This window comes from Olivibacter sp. SDN3, assembly GCF_014334135.1.
Taxonomy (GTDB): domain Bacteria; phylum Bacteroidota; class Bacteroidia; order Sphingobacteriales; family Sphingobacteriaceae; genus Olivibacter.
On record NZ_CP060497.1, the window covers coordinates 302,748 to 320,874 of the forward strand.

Sequence of the window (18,127 nt, forward strand, 5' to 3'; positions counted from 1 at the left end):
CATGATTCCGAGAAAAGCTTACATAATTTTAACTAAAAGAAGTGATGCCCTTTAAAAAAGGCACCACTTGAGGTAATTACTGTACTAAAAACTAAAATCTTACCAATAAGCCTCCTCCCCAACGGTACCGTGAGTCATATCCTGCTGAAAGAGATATCTTTTTCGCTAGCATATATTCAAGGTCCAAATGGTATTCTTTATCTGTATTTGCACGCCAGTTAAAGAACATCCTGGGAAGAAGCCATTGTTCACCTTCAAGCTCGCCCCGCACACGTCCCTTCATGTTTACACTTACATCCGCTTCAATAAAAAATGGTAACGTATACCTGAAACCCAGTACAGGCAACTCATAATCCTGTTCAAAAGTTTGCCTTCCGTTAAATACGTTGTAGTACTTTTGCTGTAACCCGCGAAAACCGACATAAGGTCTTAACCAATCGTTCAGGTACCGTTCATATGACACCTCTGCCTCGTACTGACCGTCGTAGTTTGCATTTGCTTCCACACGAAAAGCATTTCGGGAGTTAAAGTAGTTGGCCTGTAATTCACTCATATGGCTTTTGGCTGCAAGGCTTCCATAAAAGAACCATTGCCGATCTTCCTTGAATAAGTTCTTCAGAGGCGCATCGGCTAGTGCGGTATCACGTTCGCTTCCTTCATAATGGACAATGCGTGCCATACCGCTCATCATGTGGTACAGGATATGACAATGAAAGAACCAGTCCTTCTCCTCGTCCGCGGAAAACTCAATGGTTACGCTGGTCATTGGCGGAACGTCTACGGTATGTTTAAGAGGGGAATACTCTCCATTTTTGTTCAGCACCCTGAAGAAGTGCCCATGCAAATGCATAGGATGATTCATCATCGTGGTGTTCTCCAAAGTGAACTGTACAACTTCTCCTTTTTTTATGTTGATCATATCAGCTTCGGAAAGCACTTTTTTATTGATCGACCACACGTAACGGTACATATTGCCCGTCAGTGTAAGATGATAATTCTTTTTTGGACGTGCGGGATCAAAAGTGGTCTTTTCCAAAGCTTTCAACATGTCATAATTAAACACCACCTCTTCCGTTGAATCCGGCCCCATCTGGCGACCGGTCATTTCGCCGTGCATAGAATGATCTATTGCTTTTTCACTTGGCTTACTTTCTTCCATATGCCGCCTATGTGCCATATGATCGGCGCTGTCCGGTTCCATCTTCATTTTTCCCACGTCGTTACTCTCCTTCTTGTGTCCGCGATGATCCTGTTTTTGTAGGGAATCCTTCATCTTTATCCCATCATCCATCTTCATGTCATGACCGGAATGCTGATTATCGGTGGGGGGCTGTTTTTTCCGGGAAACTTTTTTTGGAGCCTTGTTCTTTTCTTCCATACCGCCCATGTCCATCCCTTCCATATCCATGTTTTCCATCGTTCCGTGGTCCATACCGCTCATTTTCATTCGTCCCGGAAAATTCACCGTCATATCCATCATCATTTTATCCATATTCCATACATCGGGTCTGGAAATGTTTCTTGCCATTACCTTCTCACCGGAACCGATAAAAACGGAAGTGGAGCCGGAAACATCCTGGGGAGTTGCCCGCAATTCATAAGCACCATCAGATGGCACGGTAATAAGGAAATCGTACGTTTCTGCCGTTCCGATCAATATCTTATCAATGGATATGGGAGTAACGTCCAAGCCATCTGCGGATATAAGGCGTATTTTTCCACCTCCATAATTCAGGTAAAAATAAGTGGAAGAGGAGCCGTTGATCACTCTTACCCGAAGACGATCACCCGGCTTATATTGCGACAGATCAATGGAACGTTTTCCGTTTACCAGAAAGGCATCGTAATAGACATCAGAAAGATCCATTGCAGGCATCCTTGTCCATGCACTTTTTACCCTCTGAAAATAAGACCCGTGTGAAATCAGTTTATCAAGGCTTTGCGCATACCCCTTTTTGATGGTATACCACTCACTTGCGGGATCGTTACGCCGGAGTGTGCGGTGAACTTCCGACGGATTTTCATTGGTCCAGTCTGAGAGCAATAAAACAACCTCATGGTCAACGGGATGTGTTTTCTTTCTGGGATGTATTAGGATAGGCCCGTATAGCCCACTCTGTTCCTGTAGCATCGTGTGGGAGTGGTACCAATAGGTACCGCTCTGTTTTAAAGGGAAGACAAACTTCCGGACACCTCCCGGTTTTATGGGTGGAGTGGTAAGATAAGGAACACCGTCTTCAATATTGGGTAATAATAGCCCGTGCCAGTGCGTGGAGGTCTCGTGATGATGCAGCCTATTATGAACATAAATAACAGCTGTATCGCCCTCGGTGAACTCAAGTGTCGGTGCCGGAATCTGCCCGTTTACGGCAATTCCCTTTACTTCTTTGTTGTTTGCGTAATTGACCGTTGTATCGCTCACATAAAGATGATAGGTAACCGTTTTTCCCGGACCTTCCGCCATTTCCATTTTATGGGGGGGCAGATTGTCAACCGCGTTTTTATTAGGATGCGTATGCTGCGCCGAGACCATAGTAGCAAATGCTAACGGAAAGGCTACCAATATTATTTTCATTATATTTTTACTTTTCATCATCTTCATCCTTTATTTCAGTTTCCAACTTTTAATAGACTGGCATTGATGGCAACGACGACGGTACTCACCGTCATTAAAATGGCGCCCGCAGCGGGACTCAAAAGAATTCCTTGACCGTAAAGGATGCCCGCAGCCAACGGTAAGGCGATAATATTGTAACCGGTGGCCCATACCAGGTTTTGGATCATTTTGCGATAGGTAGCCTTTCCAAAAAGTATCAGGTTAACGACATCTTTTGGGTTACTGTTCACCAAAACGATACCTGCTGTTTCTGCCGCTATATCGGATCCTGAGCCAACGGCAATACCCACATCGGCCTGGGCCAGTGCGGGCGCATCGTTGACACCGTCACCGGTCATGGCCACATATTCACCTCTTGTTTGCAGTTCCTTGATTTTTTCCAGTTTCTGATGAGGTAAAACCTCTGCAAAAAAACTATTCATACCGAGCTTTTCAGCGACAGATGCGGCTACTTTTTTATTGTCTCCTGTTAACAGGATGGATTTAATATGGTGGTCGTGTAATGTACGGATAGCATCCGCAGATTCCGGACGTATCGTGTCGGCCAATGCAATATAGCCGATTGGGACTTCATCAATTAGTACAAATACGATGGTGGATGCTTCATCCGACTCCTGTTCGCCTGGTAAATCCAGTTTATTTTCTTTAAGGTAACCCGGACTAACGACCTTTATTTGCTTTCCCTCCACATCAGCTTCCACTCCTTTACCGGTGATAGCGTTGAAATTCTGTGTTTTTGGGATATCGATTTGAAGCTCTTTTACCTTTTGGATAATACCCGTAGCGATGGGATGTTCTGAATTTTGTTCTAAAGCCGAAGCAAATCGTAGTATTGCATGCTCATTCAGGCCGCTTTGATAACTAACGACCTTTGATACCTCAAATTTACCAACAGTGAGTGTTCCTGTCTTGTCGAAAACCAGGGTGGTGATTTTACGAGCATTTTCAAAGGCAGTCCGATTTTTAATTAACAAACCATTTTTAGCGGATTGAGCAGTCGATTTGGCAACTACCAAAGGAACGGCTAAACCAAGTGCATGAGGACAGCAGATAACAATTACGGTGACCATACGCTCGATGGAAAAGGCCAAATCTTTCCCTCCTGCAAAATACCAGTAAGAGAAAGTTATGATACCTGCCAAGATAGCGATCAAGGTAAGCCATCTGGCAGCAGTATTGGCCAGGAGCTGCGTTTTGGATTTCGAATGCTGTGCGTCCTGAACAAGTTGAATCACTTGAGATAAATAGGATTGTTCTGCCCCATGTGCGACTGAAATCCGGATGGCTCCGTTTCCGTTAATAGATCCGGCAATTACTTCATTTCCTTTCCGCTTCAGCACTGGTTTCGACTCACCTGTAAGCATGCTTTCATTTAAAAAACTTTCACCGTCTATGATGGTGCCATCGGCTGCAACTTTCTCCCCAGGTTTGATCAGTATGACATCGTCTTTTTTCAGATCAGCAGTTTTGATGTCATTGACATGGTCACCCGTTATCAGATGCGCTTCGTCCGGCATCAGTTGTACGAGCAATTCAAGCTCTCTGGAGGCACCGGCAATGGATTTCATTTCGATCCAATGCCCCAACAGCATAATCAGGATCAAGGTTGCCAGTTCCCAGAAAAAATCCATCCCCGCTAGTCCAAATACCGTTGCAACACTATATCCATAGGCAACTGTGATGGCAAAACCAATCAGCGTCATCATGCCTGGATCTTTACTACGCATTTCATCCGCCCACCCTTTAAGGAAAGGCCATCCGCCGTAAAAGAATACGAATGATGAAAGTGCGGCCAGAACATATTGATCTCCCGGAAATTCGATATAAATATTAAGCCATTGCTGAATCATGTGAGACAGGAGAAGTATTGGAACGGTAAGTATTAGCACTACATAAAAGCGCTTACGGAAATCAGCAATCATCATCGCATGATGGTCGTGTCCCGCATGCCCCATGGGTCGATTGTGTTCATGGTTTGCCTCGTGTTCTGGTTTTGAATTCTTAATCTGTTCATGAGCATTATGACCATGGCCATGGTGGCCGTGATGAGCGGCATCGTTTCCTTGAGAATGAGAATGTTCCATAATTGTTAGTTTATTCGGTTTATACTTTACAATTTAGCATCGATCTTGTTTCGTAGTCCCTTAGACCAATTGATCAGAAGATCAACTTCCTCCTTCGTTAATCTTGCATCCCTATGAATCAGTGTATATGACTTTAGCGGCATAGCTCCATCCTTCAATTGACTTTCGATAGATCGAAGCTTATTGTATTGCTTCTTTATTGGATATGATCCGAATTCATCCAAATTAAGTTCCTTTTTTCCATGGATAATATGGTTTTCCATCAACTTCGCAAAAGGCTGTACACTACTGTACCAAGGATATGCTGTACGATTACTATGACAGTCAAGGCATGCCTTTTTTAACACGGCATTTACCCTTTGCGGAACGTTGTATATATGATTAATGGCATTTACTCCTGCCGCTCCATTGTTCTTTTCCTGTTTCGGAATAAATTGTATAATCACTACAGCTAACAATACAAAAATTCCAATGACAACTACCGATTTGCTTAATTTGTTCATAAGAATATTTACTTAAAGTTAAATAATTTCGCTGTTTTAGCCATTTTTTTCTCATTTATTATAATAACATAATAAAGAGGCTAAGCTTCCTGTAAAGGATGTTTTCCCTTTTTCAGTATATACTCGCTATAAAGTAAATAAGCACCGGTAACCACCAATTTATTGCCTGCTTTTAAACCCGATCTAATTTCAACTTTATCGAAGGATTCCAATCCAGTGGTTACTTTTCTTGGTTCAAAGCGTTCTTCATCTATGGCAACCCATACATGTCGGGTATTGCCATCATTAATAACGGCATTTATAGGAATTGACAAATATTCTGACGACGATTTTTTGGAGAGAATGATATTAGCTTGCATCCCGGGTTGCCAACGATTATCAGGATTGGTGATGCTTCCGCGAATCTGCAAAATTTGCTCGCTGCTTGCGAGGTTCGGTGTTATAAATTGAAGGGTCATATCCTGCGGGTCATTCTCCCAGCCGGCAACAATTACCTTTAGTTTTTGCCCTTCCTTTATTTCACCAATTTCAGAAGGATACACATCTGCCTCGACCCACAGATTATTATAGTTTTCTAATTGTAGCAAAGTAGAACCTTCCGATACATACTGGCCTTCGGTAACAGAAATCTCCGAAACTTTGCCGCTTTGCGGCGCATAATACGTAATGTAAGGATTTGTTCTTTTTGTATCTGCCAGGTGTTTGATTTGCGTATCGGATTGGCCATATAGAATCAGTTTCTGTTTGGAAGCTTTATGAATATCCTGAAATCTCCTGTCGTTATTGAACTGCGCGGATTGTGCAAGCGCCATCAGGTATTCTTCTTGCAAGGTCAACAATTCTTCTGAGTAAATTTTATAAATTGCCTGCCCTTTTCCGACTGATACGCCTGTCTCTTTTACATATAGTTCTTCGATCCTCCCCGCAACCCTGCTGCTAATAAACGTCGTCTGTTCCGGATTGACAACAAGTTTTCCATTTAAATAACTATTGTCTTCAAATCCTTCGGTTCCGATTATAACTGTTGTGATGTTAGCCAATGCCTGCTGATCCTTACTGAGAGTCAGACCTTTGTCTTTATTGTTTTTATCGAAGGGGACAAGATCCATACCACAGATGGGACAGGTCCCCGGTTTATTCTGAACGATCTGCGGATGCATTGGGCAGGTATAAGTTTTAACTGAAACGTTCCCTTCCAGATCTTTCTTTTTTTTCGTGCATGCAGCAATTATAATGGACGGCGAGACAACCGTGAATAGTACTGACTTCAAAAAAGTTTCTCTTTTCATATTAACTATCTTTTTGGGTGATGATGAAACTTTCACTATCTACGAGATAATAAGCGTTTTCCGCGACGGACCAGTGACTGATGTTATCCAATACTTGAACTTGTCCATCTACAGTAACACCGCTTTTAACTTCCGTAGGCACAAAAACGCTCCCCTGCTTTTTAAACACAATGGACCGACCGCCCAGTTTTAATACAGCCTGCTTCGGAAGCCACCAACCGCTAGCGATCGTTGTTGGGATTTTTCCACGTAGTAACTCACCAACCCGGAGATTCGTGGTTGCCCCATAAACCCTCGCCAGCGTGAAATTTTCCCCTGCCCTGTAGGTCGGTTCGAGCAGCTCAATCTTATCCAAATAACTTTTGTCCGGGTTTGCTGTGCTATTGTAGAGTATTCTTGCATTTAATTTGACCATGGAAGCCAGTTGAGGAGCGATGGAAAACTCTGCAATCAGATCCCTGTTGGTATAAATATTGAACAATCCCTGGCCCACGCTGACATACTGCCCTTCCCGTAGTATCAGTGGGGTAGTAGTTACAGTGGTTGGAGTGCTCGTTGCGCTGCCTGGAGACATGGAATTCCCTCCCGACATCCCCCCCATACCGCCATCTGTGCTAGGAGCCGGAGCTACCGCTGTAACCGGAGCTGGGGATGTGCCTTTTTCCAAGATGTAGCCATCCGCTGGACTATAGATGGATACCCGATAGTCCGGTTGACCTTTCTGTAATATGCTATTAATCTGCTGCTGCGTTAAACCGAGAAAACGAAGCTTGTTGGTTGCCTTGTTGTATAACTGCTCGTTGGTCACTTTATTTCCCTTCAGCAGTAATAATTCCCGCTGTGCTGAAACCAGTTCAGGGGAGTATATTTGCATGATCAGTTGGCCACGCCTGACAGGCTGATAGTTATATTTTATATACAGTTTTTCAATTCTTCCTCCAACACGGGCGCTGATCGATGTATTATTTCTGGTATCAAGCGTCACTTTGCCGGGAACTTCAACCATCAAAACCTGTATACCGCTATCGGCCTTAGTAGTCGATATACTGGCTTTAATCTGTTCATTTACCGGTTTCAATAACGATTGAAGACTAGTATCTACTGGAGACTCTCCGTGCTGTTCGTGTCCCTTACTCGGAACCTGATCGGGTTTTCCCTGCCGACAACCAATGATCAGAGCCGTCAAGCAAAAAAGCACTATACGCTTATTTATAAAGTTCTTTCTCATAATCTACAATCATTTTGTATAGTTTAAGCTTTTCATCCAATAACGAATTTCTCATCATGGTTACCGCTTCCCAGTCATTGATTACCACGGTGAGCTCCTGTTTATTTTCTTGGTAGGCTTGAAAATTTGCGTCAAGTGCGCGGTTCAGCGACGGAATTACTTTTTCCTCAATAGCGCTGATCTGTTTCTGCATATTTAGTATTTCGTACTGCATTCCATATAGCATACCTTGACTCTCCACCAACATGCCGGTTCTTTCTTTTTGCATTGCCTGTACGTTCAGTTCCATCGCTTTTACTTCGTTCTTGTACATTTTACTGCTCCAGGGAGCTATTGGTATACTTACCATTCCCATTATACTATAAGCGTTCGGCATCATTTTTCCCAACGGGGACATATGGTCAAAGCGGATTTTAAAATCCGGTTTTGACTCCTTTTTCATGGATTGTATGTTAAGTTGCATACTCCCTATATCCGCATCCATCTTTGTAATATCTTTTCTTCTTGTAGCCAGAATTGAAGTGTCCAAACTTGCTTGAGGTGTAAATTCCGGAGAAAAAGTTGTGTCAACTGCGAACAAGGTATTTCCCGGCTGGTTCATTAAGCTATTGAGCCATGCACGTGCTTTGGCAATTTCCCCTTCTTGCATGCGGATCATGTTCTCAGTGTCCTCTATGCGCGCATCTGCTTTAAATACGCTACCTAGGGAAGATCTGTTATATTCATAGCGAATCCCTTCTATTTCCTTCATGGTTTTCATCAGAACCACATTTTCTCGGAGTATATGGATGCGCTTTTCGGCAACTAACCAGCTATAGTAAAGCATTTTGGCTTGTGCTTTCAGTTCATTGAGCTTGACCTTTCTTGATTCAAGTTCCGACTTCCCCTGTGAGGCAATAAAATCCCGTTTTCCCCTTAGTTTTGATGGATTTGGAATATCCTGTTCAAATTGAAGCATAAGCGATCCTTTATCGCTATCCGACATAATTTCTTGTCCCGGATATGGTGTCATAAACGTTCCTACACCAACCATTGGAGCCATCCATGAAGTGGCCGCTTTTGCGCTATACTGAAATCCTTCCGCTTTCAACGAATAAGATTTCAGTTGCTCATTTTGCTCATCAATGCGTTTTAGTATAGTATCTAACCGTAACACAGATGTGTCTTGCCCGTAAGTGAAAACAGGATATAAAACGAGGATAAATAGTAATTTCTTAATGGTTTGCATCGTATATTTCTAATTTTCCGTATTTACGTAATTCATATTCTTTTGTCATCAGAAATATCAACGGAGTGACTAATAGGATGTGCGTAGAAGATGTTAGAACACCTCCAATCATAGGAAGTACAATAGGTTGCATGACATCGATCCCTACACCATTTGCCCATAGTACCGGCACTAAACCGAACAAAGCGACACTTACCGTCATCAATTTTGGTCTGAGGCGTTTTGCGGCACCATGTATTACATATTCCCTTAAATCTTCTTTGGTTATGGTATCGCTACTGTTTCCTTTCAGTTTGACCAATTGTTGCATGGCATCGTTAAGATAAATGACCATGACAATACCTGTTTCTACTGCAATTCCGAACAGTGCTATAAATCCTACTGCCACGGCTACGGACAGATTGACTCCCCAGAAGTAAATCATATAAGCGCCACCTATCAGCGCGAACGGTATCGTCACAAGGCTTAAAAACGCTTCCCGCAGAGAATGAAAGGCAAAATATAAGGCGAAAAATATAATCACGAACACGATGGGTGCAATCCATAACAATGTTTGCTGCCCTCTGATCAAATTTTCGTACTGTCCGCTCCATTCCAGGAAATAACCGTCCGGCATTAACCCCTTGCTGCCGTTGATCCTGTCAATAGCTTCTTTAACCGTACTTCCCAAATCCCTGTCACGAACATTGAACATGACAGCACCTCGCAGTAGCGCATTATCGGACGTGATCATAGGAGGACCTGCTTCAAACTTGACGTTGGCAACAGAGCTCAACGGAACTTCACCGAATGACTGGCTCTTAAGAGGAATTCTTTCGATTTTTGTGATGCTGTTTCTATAATCCTGACTTAGCCTCACGTTTATGCTAAATCTCCGACGGCCTTCGATGGTCTGTCCTATGGGTGCACCTCCTAAGGCCGATTCAACGGTTTGATTCACATCATCGACGGTTAAACCATAACGGGATAGTGCTGATCGGTCAATATCTATATTTAAGTATTTTCCACCTGTAATAGGCTCCACGTATAGATCCTGTACACCCGGAATCCCTTCCAGAGCGTTTTTGACACGTTCAGATACCGATGCTATGCTGTCCAATTGCTGTCCATAAACTTTAATCCCCACATCGGTGCGGATCCCCGTTGCCAACATATTAATCCGATTGATAATGGGTTGTGTCCAGCCATTCACCACCCCCGGAATCTGAAGCTTCTTATCCAATTCGTCGATGATATCCTGCTTCGTTATGCCTTCTCTCCATTGACCTTTAGGTTTGAGCATAATAATCGTCTCGATCATACTGATAGGCGAGTTATCCGTTGAGGTACTTGCCCTCCCCGCCTTTCCCAGCACCTTTTCTACTTCCGGAACACTTTTAATGATTTTGTCCTGGACCTGTAAAATGCGTTTCGCTTCACTGTTGCTTATATCTGGAAGCGTAACCGGCATGAAGAGGATGCTTTGTTCATCCAAAGGAGGCATAAACTCGGTACCTAAGTTTTTAAGTAATGGAATAGTTATTAAAAGAGCGATTACATTAATGGCTATAGTTGTTTTCCGCCATTTTAATACTTTCCGGATAATCGGCTCATAGATTCTGCTGAGAAAACGGTTGACAGGGTTTGCGTCATCTGGCTTGAACTTCCCTTTCATAAAAAAGGATATCAACACAGGGGCCAGAGTAATAACCAAAAATGCATCAACAATCATGATGAAGGTTTTGGTATAAGCTAATGGATGAAACAGTTTTCCTTCCTGTCCAGTCAACATAAAAACCGGCAAAAATGAGGTTATAATGATAACGGTTGCAAAAAAGACGCCCCGGCTTACCTGTTTGCTGCTTTTTTCAATTACCTTTATTCTTTCTTCATCAGAAATCCATTGAGGCGATCTTTTGAATATATTTTTAAATTTTTTCATATTATATTTCGCTGGACTTTTTATTGGATGATTCCCACTGCTCGTATCGCTCTGACAGATGTTTATACGCATTTTCGCTCATGATAATACCATTATCTACGATGACACCTATAGCGAGCGCGATACCGGTCAATGACATGATATTCGATGAAATTCCAAACGCGTTAAGTAATATAAAACTGACGGCCAATGTGATGGGTATCTGGATAATGATACTGAGAGCACTTCTCCAATGGAAAAGGAAGATGATAACCACAATGGAAACAACGATCATCTCCTCTATCAAGGTACGTTTTATTGATTCGACCGACTCCTTTATCAATTCTCCACGGTCATACACAATGTCAAACTTGACCCCTTCAGGGAGTCCTTTTGCAACTTCCTTCATTTTCAGCTTGATGCGATCGATCACTTCAGCGGCATTCTCGCCGTAACGCATAACAACAATTCCACCTACACGCTCGCCCTCCCCATCTTGATCGAAAATGCCCAACCGTGCCTCACCTGTCATCTGGACGGTGCCTATGTCCGATATTTTGATAGGATTTCCGTTTTGGTTGGCAACCGGTATATTTTCGATTTCTTCTATAGATTGTAGATAACCGCTTGTTTTAATAATATAACCAATATCACTCATTTCGAATTTTCGCCCTCCGCTTTCGTTATTGTTCGTTCGCACGGCATTGATAACATCAGGTATAGATAATTTATAATAGAGAAGTCTGTTTGGATCAACGGTAACTTGGTATTGCTTTTGAAAACCACCGAAAGAAGCTATTTCACTTACTCCTTGAACATTTTGCAAAGCAAACTTAATGTACCAGTCCTGCACAGCTCGCTGTTCTCCAAGATCTAGTTTGGGTGCATCTAAGGTATACCATAAAATATGTCCCACACCCGTTCCATCCGGACCGAGCTGTGGGGTTGCACCTGTCGGCAAGGTACTGGAAACAGTACTTAGCCGTTCCAATACACGTTCACGTGCCCAGTAGATATCGACATCGTCGTCAAAAATGACATAAATAAAGCTCATACCGAACATTGAGCTTCCTCGAACGTATTTTATGCGGGGTAATCCCTGTAGGTTTGTAACCAAGGGATAAGTGATCTGGTCCTCGATCAATTGCGGTGCCCTTCCCATCCATTCGGTAAATACGATCACCTGGTTTTCAGACAGATCTGGAATGGCATCGATGGGATTCTTTTTTACCGATATTACTCCCCAGACAAATATGCCCAGGCTTAACATCAGTACGATAAAACGGTTACGTAACGACCACTCGATAACTTTATGTACCATATCGATAAAGTAATTTTGCTGTAAAAACTGATTGATGGTTTAATTTGTAGTAACGGAGCAGCCTGAAAAGTAGCCCGTGACTACGTCACGGGCGAAATAAAACTAATTAATAACTTCCTTAACAGACCCGCACTTAAGCATTTTACTTCCGAAATATGGATTTTTTATTTCATTCGCTTCCGAGAGCCACATAGCGCCTTCATTATCTTTTGCCATAGGGCAATGTGCATTATACAATGTTCGTCCGGCTCCGAAGCCTTTGACCAGCGCATATACGTCCTCGCTCATCATGATGAAATGTTCTCGTTGATGTTTAATATTGCCCACATTTTCACCAATATGTTCCGCATGCTCTTTCAGATCGGCTTCATTCTGGTTATACAGTGCTGCTTGTTCGGCAGTTAAGACAGATTTATCTAACTGGTTCATGGCTGCGACCATTGCTTCACCGCCACTTGCGGCTTCTTTATCATCATCATTGGATAACGCAGTTTTTACATGGATATAATGATCGACGATCTGTTTTATGGATGAGGCCACTTTTGGATCCACATCCGTAAAGCTGGCCTTGATCTCCGTAATGTTTGTGTTTCCATCGGCCGTTTGATGTTCTACATTTTCCATGGTCTCCATATTTTGATGATCATCGATTTTCTTTTCTGAATTTGAATTACACGCAGCGAAAGTGAAGGCTGTGACGGCCATCACACCAAAAATTAGATTTTTCATTTCAATTAATTTTATTGTTTAATGATTATGTTGTTGTGATTTTTCCTGTTGATGCCCTTCATGCTCACCCTGAGATGCACCTTTGCGATCGTATTGACAACACCCCGGTAGCTTGTCATAGGCAGCATCCGATGCAGAGAGATCTTGTGTATCGTGCCCAGCCTTGGCGATTTGCTTCTGCACATCTTTTTCGGATACTTTGTCCGTATTGAATGCCAACGTCATCATTTTTGTTTCGACATTCCAGTTTGCGCTTTTTACACCTTCAATATTGGCGGCCTTTTCAATGCGCTTTTTGCACATTTCACAATTGCCATAAACTTTAAAAGATGTGTTTTTTTCCTGACCATATACAGTGGTCCCAATGATAGCCATAATAGCTACTAGCATTAATCTGATAGATTTCATGATAAAAAGAATTAAATGTTTAAAGATTATTGCAGGCATATAGAAATGCCATCCTATTCGAATCTCAGATGAGATCGAAAAAAAAAGAAGTGGAAATAGTATTAAATTCGGAAAACTTGGTTTTTGAGGTATAATGGTGTTTTGATCGCCGCGGGAGGCGAATTGCTTACCGGATTCTCTTCCGTTACCGATGGAATAATCAGATAGTCCGAAATATCATTTGGAATTTTCGGTAATAGGAAACTAATTTTTTGGAATTCTAAAAAGGTATTCTCCGAACTTTTATGAACTTTATCCAGTTTTACCTGTTTATGCTCATCCTTGCAACAGTCATTTTTCTTCTTCGATTTCTTAGTCATACCGCACACTTCACAGGCATCGTCTTGGCCGTGCCATAAGGAGGTGTCTACCAGTTTTTCCATGCAGTAATGCAGATGCATGGTAAATCCGGTAGATGTACCGAGATAGAAAAAGGTCAATATGATAAGTAATATCTTCTTCACTGCATTGCAAAGTAAATAAAAAGTTTAGATAAAAAATTACATAATTCCGTTCTTATTTTACATAATTTTGTAGTGTCGAAGGGCTCGCTTTATCTCATTTGTTGCTTCCTTGATTCCGAAAAATAGAGATTGGCCATTCCATAAAATGAGTTATCCTTCTTGATAATTGCAACAAGCGATTTAATGCTGAAATGATCGTCGTTAGAATCGCCGAAGATTATAGGACTTTAATTCAGGATTCTGCTTTTCAATCGCTCATTCGTCAGCTTTTTCATCAAGACACGTGTTCGTGCACACGACGGGAACCATTGAGGTATTTCTGTTTTTTCAGATATCATTAGCTATTTAAGACCTGTTTGCATAAGGGGCGTCATGGTAAATAGCTCTGCGCAGTTTTGCAGCAGGGCATGGGGAATATAATGGCTAAACGTTTTAAAACCGCAGGATTGTGTCAGTCATTCTAGAGAACCTTTACGCCAAGTATTACACTCACACTGTCGCGACAATTTCAGCTTTTTAAGCTAGCTAAAATTTTTCTTCATAATTTGAACGACAGGCGTCGTTTGGTTTTTATATTTTTTGACCACTTCCCAATTAGTTGGCAAATTCTTTTTATTAAAATCTACAATATTGTCTATAGTAGACAATAAGAATATGGCAAAACGGCTTATAGAAAAACGACATATCACTCCCGAACAGGCTACGAAAATTTTGAATAAAAGAGGCATAGAAGTAAACGAAAAGCAAGCAAAAATAATTTTGGATTTCTTGTATATTTTAGCTAAATTAACAGTTAATCAATACTTTAGGAAAGATTAGCATATTCGTTTATTGTAAAAAAATACCATGATACCAACATACCTTTATATCCGAGTAAGTACAGATGAACAGGCAAGACGGGGTTATTCTTTAAGAGAGCAGGAGGACAGACTCCTACAATATTGTACTTTGAACGGTATAGAAGTTTTAGGTATTGTCCGTGAAGATCATTCAGCCAAGACATTTAACCGCCCAGAATGGAAAAAGTTGATGATAAAGCTAAAGAAAAAACGTAAGATGGCCGTTCAGATACTTTGCGTCAAATGGGATAGATTCAGCCGTAGTATAGAAGCCGCCTATGAAATGATCGGCGTGTTGAGATCATTAAATGTCACTGTTAACTCGATTGAACAACCTGTGGATATGTCTATTCCAGAGAACAAAATGATGCTTGCCATTTATTTGGCAGTTCCGGAAGTTGAGAATGACAGGAGGGCACTAAATGTTTTTTACGGAATGAGAAAGGCAAGACGGGAAGGGCGGTGGATGGGAACGGCGACTATAGGTTATATAAACAGAGTTACCCCCGATGGGAAGAAATATATCATGCCGAAACAACCGGAAGCAGAAATTATGAAGTGGGTTTTTGAAGAGTTGGCCAAAGGTGTTTATGCCGCTGAGCAGATACGTAAAATGGCCAACGAAAAAGGGCTAAAATGTGAAAGAAATAACTTCTGGAAGATTATCCGTAATCCTGTATATTGCGGAATAATCATTGTCCCTCCTCACAAGAATGAAGAGATGGAATTTGTAAAAGGCCAACATCAGCCGATTATTTCTGAAGTTCTTTTCTACAAGGTACAGGATATATTGAATGGGAACAAAAGACCTATCGCAACGAAAGTGGTTTCTAAAGACATGTTACCGTTAAGAGGATTTCTTCAATGTCCCAATTGTAGCAGAATGTTAACCGGAAGTGCGTCAAAAGGACGTCATCGGCACTATTACTATTATCACTGTTCGTCCTCGGCTTGTGGCTGTAGATTTAAGGCAGAGGAAGTGAACGGTTATTTTGAAAGGGAACTGTTAAAGTTTAAACTCATGCCTGAAACGGGCGAGCTTTTCAAAATGGTCGTCTTGGACGAATATCGTTCATCTAATCGCGAGGAACTAGATGAACGGGCCGCGTTGTTTAAAAAAATTGAAGAGCAGGAGGCCATTTTGTCTAATGCTAGGAAAAAATTAATGAAGGATGAAATAGATGGTAATGATTTTAAGATTATTAAAATGGAGTGTAATGAAGAACTGAAAAAACAGGAAGCACTATTGGCCGATCTCCCAATCAAGTCCCAGAATATAAAAACGATAGAAACCTTATTGGACAAAGTAGTAGAAACGTATTCAAATATCGATAAACACTATATGGGGGCAGATATTGAAGGGAAGCGTAGAATCATTGGTTCGATGTACCCGGAAAATCTGTGTTTTGACGGTACAAGACATCGAACCGCTCGACTTAATGAAGCATTATCGCTTATCTTGCTAATTAACAGCGAGTTAGAATCAATAAAAAAGGGGAAAGATTCGTTTAATTTGAATCTTTCCCCTGAGGTAGCCCGTAGGGGGATTAAAAATATTGCTTTATCGTGACAAAAACAGTGATTTTTAATTTTCGGGGGTTCTTTTTGTGGTTCTTTTTAGGCAATCAAAGAGAATCCTAAAATAAGTCGCTGTGTGTGCCTGTTCTTGTTAATGTAATGAGCCTTATGGCGTCGTCCTGTTCCCAAACCAACAGCCAATCGGGCTGGATATGGCATTCCCAAAACCCTTTGTAATTACCCGTCAACTTGTGCGGTTTGTTTTTTGGCGGAAGCGTACCGCTTTCAACCAATTGGGTAACGACTTCATCGAGTAGTCGCATACCCAAACCACGCTTTTTGGCGAGTTTAATATCTTTTTTGAACTTTCCTGTCTGTTCAAGCTGATACATTACGAGTAAAGTTCTTTTCTAAAATCTTCAAGAGTGGTTTTTGTCGCCTTGCCCGATTTAGCTTCCTTTATCGCCTTTTCAGTATCTTTATTATAACGAGGTTCTTCAAGCTCTACAAAAGGAAGTGTTTTAAGGTATTCATAGAATACTTTTGCCTGCTTGCTTCGCTTATCTATTTTTATCGTTATTTCCATATCCACATATTTTAATGATACTACCCCAAAGTTACGAAAAAATAAAATTCTTCGCTATTGGCTGGCGAAAGAAAGAAAACGCCCAATATGATGAAAGCTTTTCACCGTAAATGCCCAAAGCGAGAACAGCCGCGGCCAAGAGCGATGGGGTTTCGCAGGCCACAAATGCGCGGTGGGAACAAGGTATATTTGTCGGTTCTTTTTCGGATAACTTCGATGAACGTATCGAGCAAAAGATATTTCACTCAGAAATCGTGGTAGATAATGAAAAGGTAGCAGCTCAAACCAAAGCCTATCAGCAGATACCGCAAATTCTATCTTTTGTAAATGAGCAGGGCGAGGATAAGATGAAACAGGAAATTGAGGGTAACTACAAACAGATAAAATCAGATATCCTGAACATTGTTATAAGTGAAATGGAACGCATCAAGAATGACCCGAACTTGCAGCATTTGGTGCAGCAGAAATGATATATCGTGGCATGGTTGTTTGCACTTTACCATTGGAAAGGTTAACGCTATTTTCCAATAATCTTTTCCCTATGACTCGTACCCCATTCGCCAAGTGCCGTTATAACGTTATGTAGTGAAAAGCCGTGTTCGGTCAAGGAATATTCTACGGTTGGGGGAAAAGTATCAAAGACTGTTCTAGCTATAAGTTGATTTACCTCCAAGGCCTTCAATTCTTTTGAGAGCACTTTGTCAGTAATACCCTGAACATCCCTCGATATTTCCTTAAATCGCTTATTTCCAAATTTTAGCGATATAATGATGGGTATTTTCCATCTCCCGTTTAAAACTTCTAAAGCGTCTTTAACAGGTAGAATTGCCTTCACGCACTCCTGTTTTTTCTCTTGATTTATTTTATCTGTGATCATAATGTGATGTATTACTATCCCATTGGATAGTGCTATCCAATGGGATAGTAATATCTTTTAGATAGCAAATGTAGGTAACTTTGCATAGTTAAACAAATAATAATTAAAAATATGAGAAAAGACAAAATCATTTATTGGGTGTCCACTTCACTAACAATCCTGACCGGTGCATCCTCTGCCTTTCTTTACTTTACAGATGCTATGGGAGAAGCGTTCAGGCATTTAGGCTTTCCCGACTATTTTAAAGTTGAGCTGGCTATCGGCAAAATTATAGGCATTCCACTTTTACTTATCCCTGCTGTTCCCAGAATAATAAAAGAATGGGCTTATGCCGCTTATGGTATTGTTTTTATGTCGGCAATCATTGCACATACCGTTGTTGACGGCGTTGGAGCGGCGATAACACCATTATTACCACTTATTTTCTTAATCGTATCCTACCGATACTATCATAAATTAAATAGAGCATAAAATATTAGAGCGTTGCACTTATTAGT

General features: G+C 41.4%; 18 protein-coding genes. 4 read left to right on the plus strand and 14 right to left on the minus strand.

Annotation, left to right across the window (positions count from 1 at the left end):
• Positions 1-91 precede the first annotated feature (91 nt).
• The 11 genes from H8S90_RS01425 to H8S90_RS01475 form a co-directional block, all read right to left on the minus strand.
• Positions 92-2,575 carry a multicopper oxidase domain-containing protein gene (locus H8S90_RS01425; protein WP_041387833.1) on the minus strand — a complete coding sequence of 828 codons (2,484 nt, stop codon included), beginning with the start codon at positions 2,573-2,575 and terminating at the stop codon, positions 92-94.
• A gap of 35 nt (positions 2,576-2,610) precedes the next feature.
• Positions 2,611-4,701 (minus strand): copper-translocating P-type ATPase, encoded by a 2,091-nt coding sequence (locus tag H8S90_RS01430; RefSeq protein WP_013663598.1) that lies wholly within the window; start codon positions 4,699-4,701, stop codon positions 2,611-2,613.
• Between the two features lie 26 nt (positions 4,702-4,727).
• Positions 4,728-5,204, minus strand: a complete 477-nt coding sequence (locus H8S90_RS01435; protein WP_187340873.1) for a heme-binding domain-containing protein — start codon at positions 5,202-5,204, stop codon at positions 4,728-4,730.
• An 80-nt stretch (positions 5,205-5,284) separates the two neighbouring features.
• Positions 5,285-6,493, minus strand: coding sequence for an efflux RND transporter periplasmic adaptor subunit (locus H8S90_RS01440; RefSeq protein WP_013663600.1), 1,209 nt, complete (start codon positions 6,491-6,493; stop codon positions 5,285-5,287).
• A gap of 1 nt (position 6,494) precedes the next feature.
• Positions 6,495-7,721, minus strand: coding sequence for an efflux RND transporter periplasmic adaptor subunit (locus tag H8S90_RS01445; protein ID WP_187340874.1), 1,227 nt, complete (start codon positions 7,719-7,721; stop codon positions 6,495-6,497).
• Positions 7,699-8,949 (minus strand): TolC family protein, encoded by a 1,251-nt coding sequence (locus tag H8S90_RS01450; RefSeq protein ID WP_013663602.1) that lies wholly within the window; start codon positions 8,947-8,949, stop codon positions 7,699-7,701. The genes H8S90_RS01445 and H8S90_RS01450 overlap by 23 nt, the downstream gene beginning before the upstream one ends.
• Positions 8,936-10,870 carry an efflux RND transporter permease subunit gene (locus tag H8S90_RS01455; RefSeq protein WP_187340875.1) on the minus strand — a complete coding sequence of 645 codons (1,935 nt, stop codon included), beginning with the start codon at positions 10,868-10,870 and terminating at the stop codon, positions 8,936-8,938. The genes H8S90_RS01450 and H8S90_RS01455 overlap by 14 nt, the downstream gene beginning before the upstream one ends.
• 1 nt (position 10,871) lies before the next feature.
• Complete coding sequence (locus H8S90_RS01460; RefSeq protein ID WP_013663604.1) at positions 10,872-12,170, minus strand: efflux RND transporter permease subunit; 1,299 nt, start codon at positions 12,168-12,170, stop codon at positions 10,872-10,874.
• Between the two features lie 102 nt (positions 12,171-12,272).
• Positions 12,273-12,899 carry a DUF3347 domain-containing protein gene (locus H8S90_RS01465; protein WP_013663605.1) on the minus strand — a complete coding sequence of 209 codons (627 nt, stop codon included), beginning with the start codon at positions 12,897-12,899 and terminating at the stop codon, positions 12,273-12,275.
• A gap of 18 nt (positions 12,900-12,917) precedes the next feature.
• A complete protein-coding gene (locus H8S90_RS01470; RefSeq protein WP_013663606.1) occupies positions 12,918-13,307 on the minus strand; it encodes a heavy-metal-associated domain-containing protein in 390 nt (129 codons plus the stop codon).
• Between the two features lie 101 nt (positions 13,308-13,408).
• The gene (locus tag H8S90_RS01475; RefSeq protein ID WP_013663607.1) at positions 13,409-13,810 is read right to left on the minus strand and encodes a hypothetical protein; all 402 of its coding nucleotides are present in this window, start codon (positions 13,808-13,810) and stop codon (positions 13,409-13,411) included.
• Positions 13,811-14,440: 630 nt separating this feature from the next.
• Between H8S90_RS01475 and H8S90_RS01480 the strand changes: the two genes are divergently transcribed.
• Positions 14,441-14,629: a hypothetical protein gene (locus tag H8S90_RS01480; protein ID WP_187343197.1), complete on the plus strand. Its 189-nt coding sequence runs from the start codon at positions 14,441-14,443 to the stop codon at positions 14,627-14,629.
• 27 nt (positions 14,630-14,656) lie between these two features.
• Positions 14,657-16,219: a recombinase family protein gene (locus H8S90_RS01485; protein ID WP_187340876.1), complete on the plus strand. Its 1,563-nt coding sequence runs from the start codon at positions 14,657-14,659 to the stop codon at positions 16,217-16,219.
• Between the two features lie 67 nt (positions 16,220-16,286).
• Here H8S90_RS01485 and H8S90_RS01490 read toward each other — a convergent pair whose 3' ends face one another.
• Both H8S90_RS01490 and H8S90_RS01495 read right to left on the minus strand, forming a co-directional pair.
• A complete protein-coding gene (locus H8S90_RS01490) occupies positions 16,287-16,559 on the minus strand; it encodes a type II toxin-antitoxin system YafQ family toxin (RefSeq protein WP_148918232.1) in 273 nt (90 codons plus the stop codon).
• The gene (locus H8S90_RS01495; protein ID WP_028297204.1) at positions 16,559-16,753 is read right to left on the minus strand and encodes a hypothetical protein; all 195 of its coding nucleotides are present in this window, start codon (positions 16,751-16,753) and stop codon (positions 16,559-16,561) included. The genes H8S90_RS01490 and H8S90_RS01495 overlap by 1 nt, the downstream gene beginning before the upstream one ends.
• 110 nt (positions 16,754-16,863) lie before the next feature.
• On the opposite strand from H8S90_RS01495, the gene H8S90_RS01500 reads away from it, so the two are divergent.
• The gene (locus H8S90_RS01500) at positions 16,864-17,223 is read left to right on the plus strand and encodes a hypothetical protein (protein ID WP_246162280.1); all 360 of its coding nucleotides are present in this window, start codon (positions 16,864-16,866) and stop codon (positions 17,221-17,223) included.
• Between the two features lie 47 nt (positions 17,224-17,270).
• On the opposite strand, the gene H8S90_RS01505 is transcribed toward H8S90_RS01500, so the two are convergent.
• Positions 17,271-17,630, minus strand: a complete 360-nt coding sequence (locus H8S90_RS01505) for a helix-turn-helix domain-containing protein (RefSeq protein WP_052195972.1) — start codon at positions 17,628-17,630, stop codon at positions 17,271-17,273.
• 111 nt (positions 17,631-17,741) lie between these two features.
• Between H8S90_RS01505 and H8S90_RS01510 the strand changes: the two genes are divergently transcribed.
• On the plus strand, positions 17,742-18,101 hold the full coding sequence (locus H8S90_RS01510; RefSeq protein WP_148918231.1) for a DoxX family protein: 360 nt from the start codon (positions 17,742-17,744) through the stop codon (positions 18,099-18,101).
• Positions 18,102-18,127 lie beyond the last annotated feature (26 nt).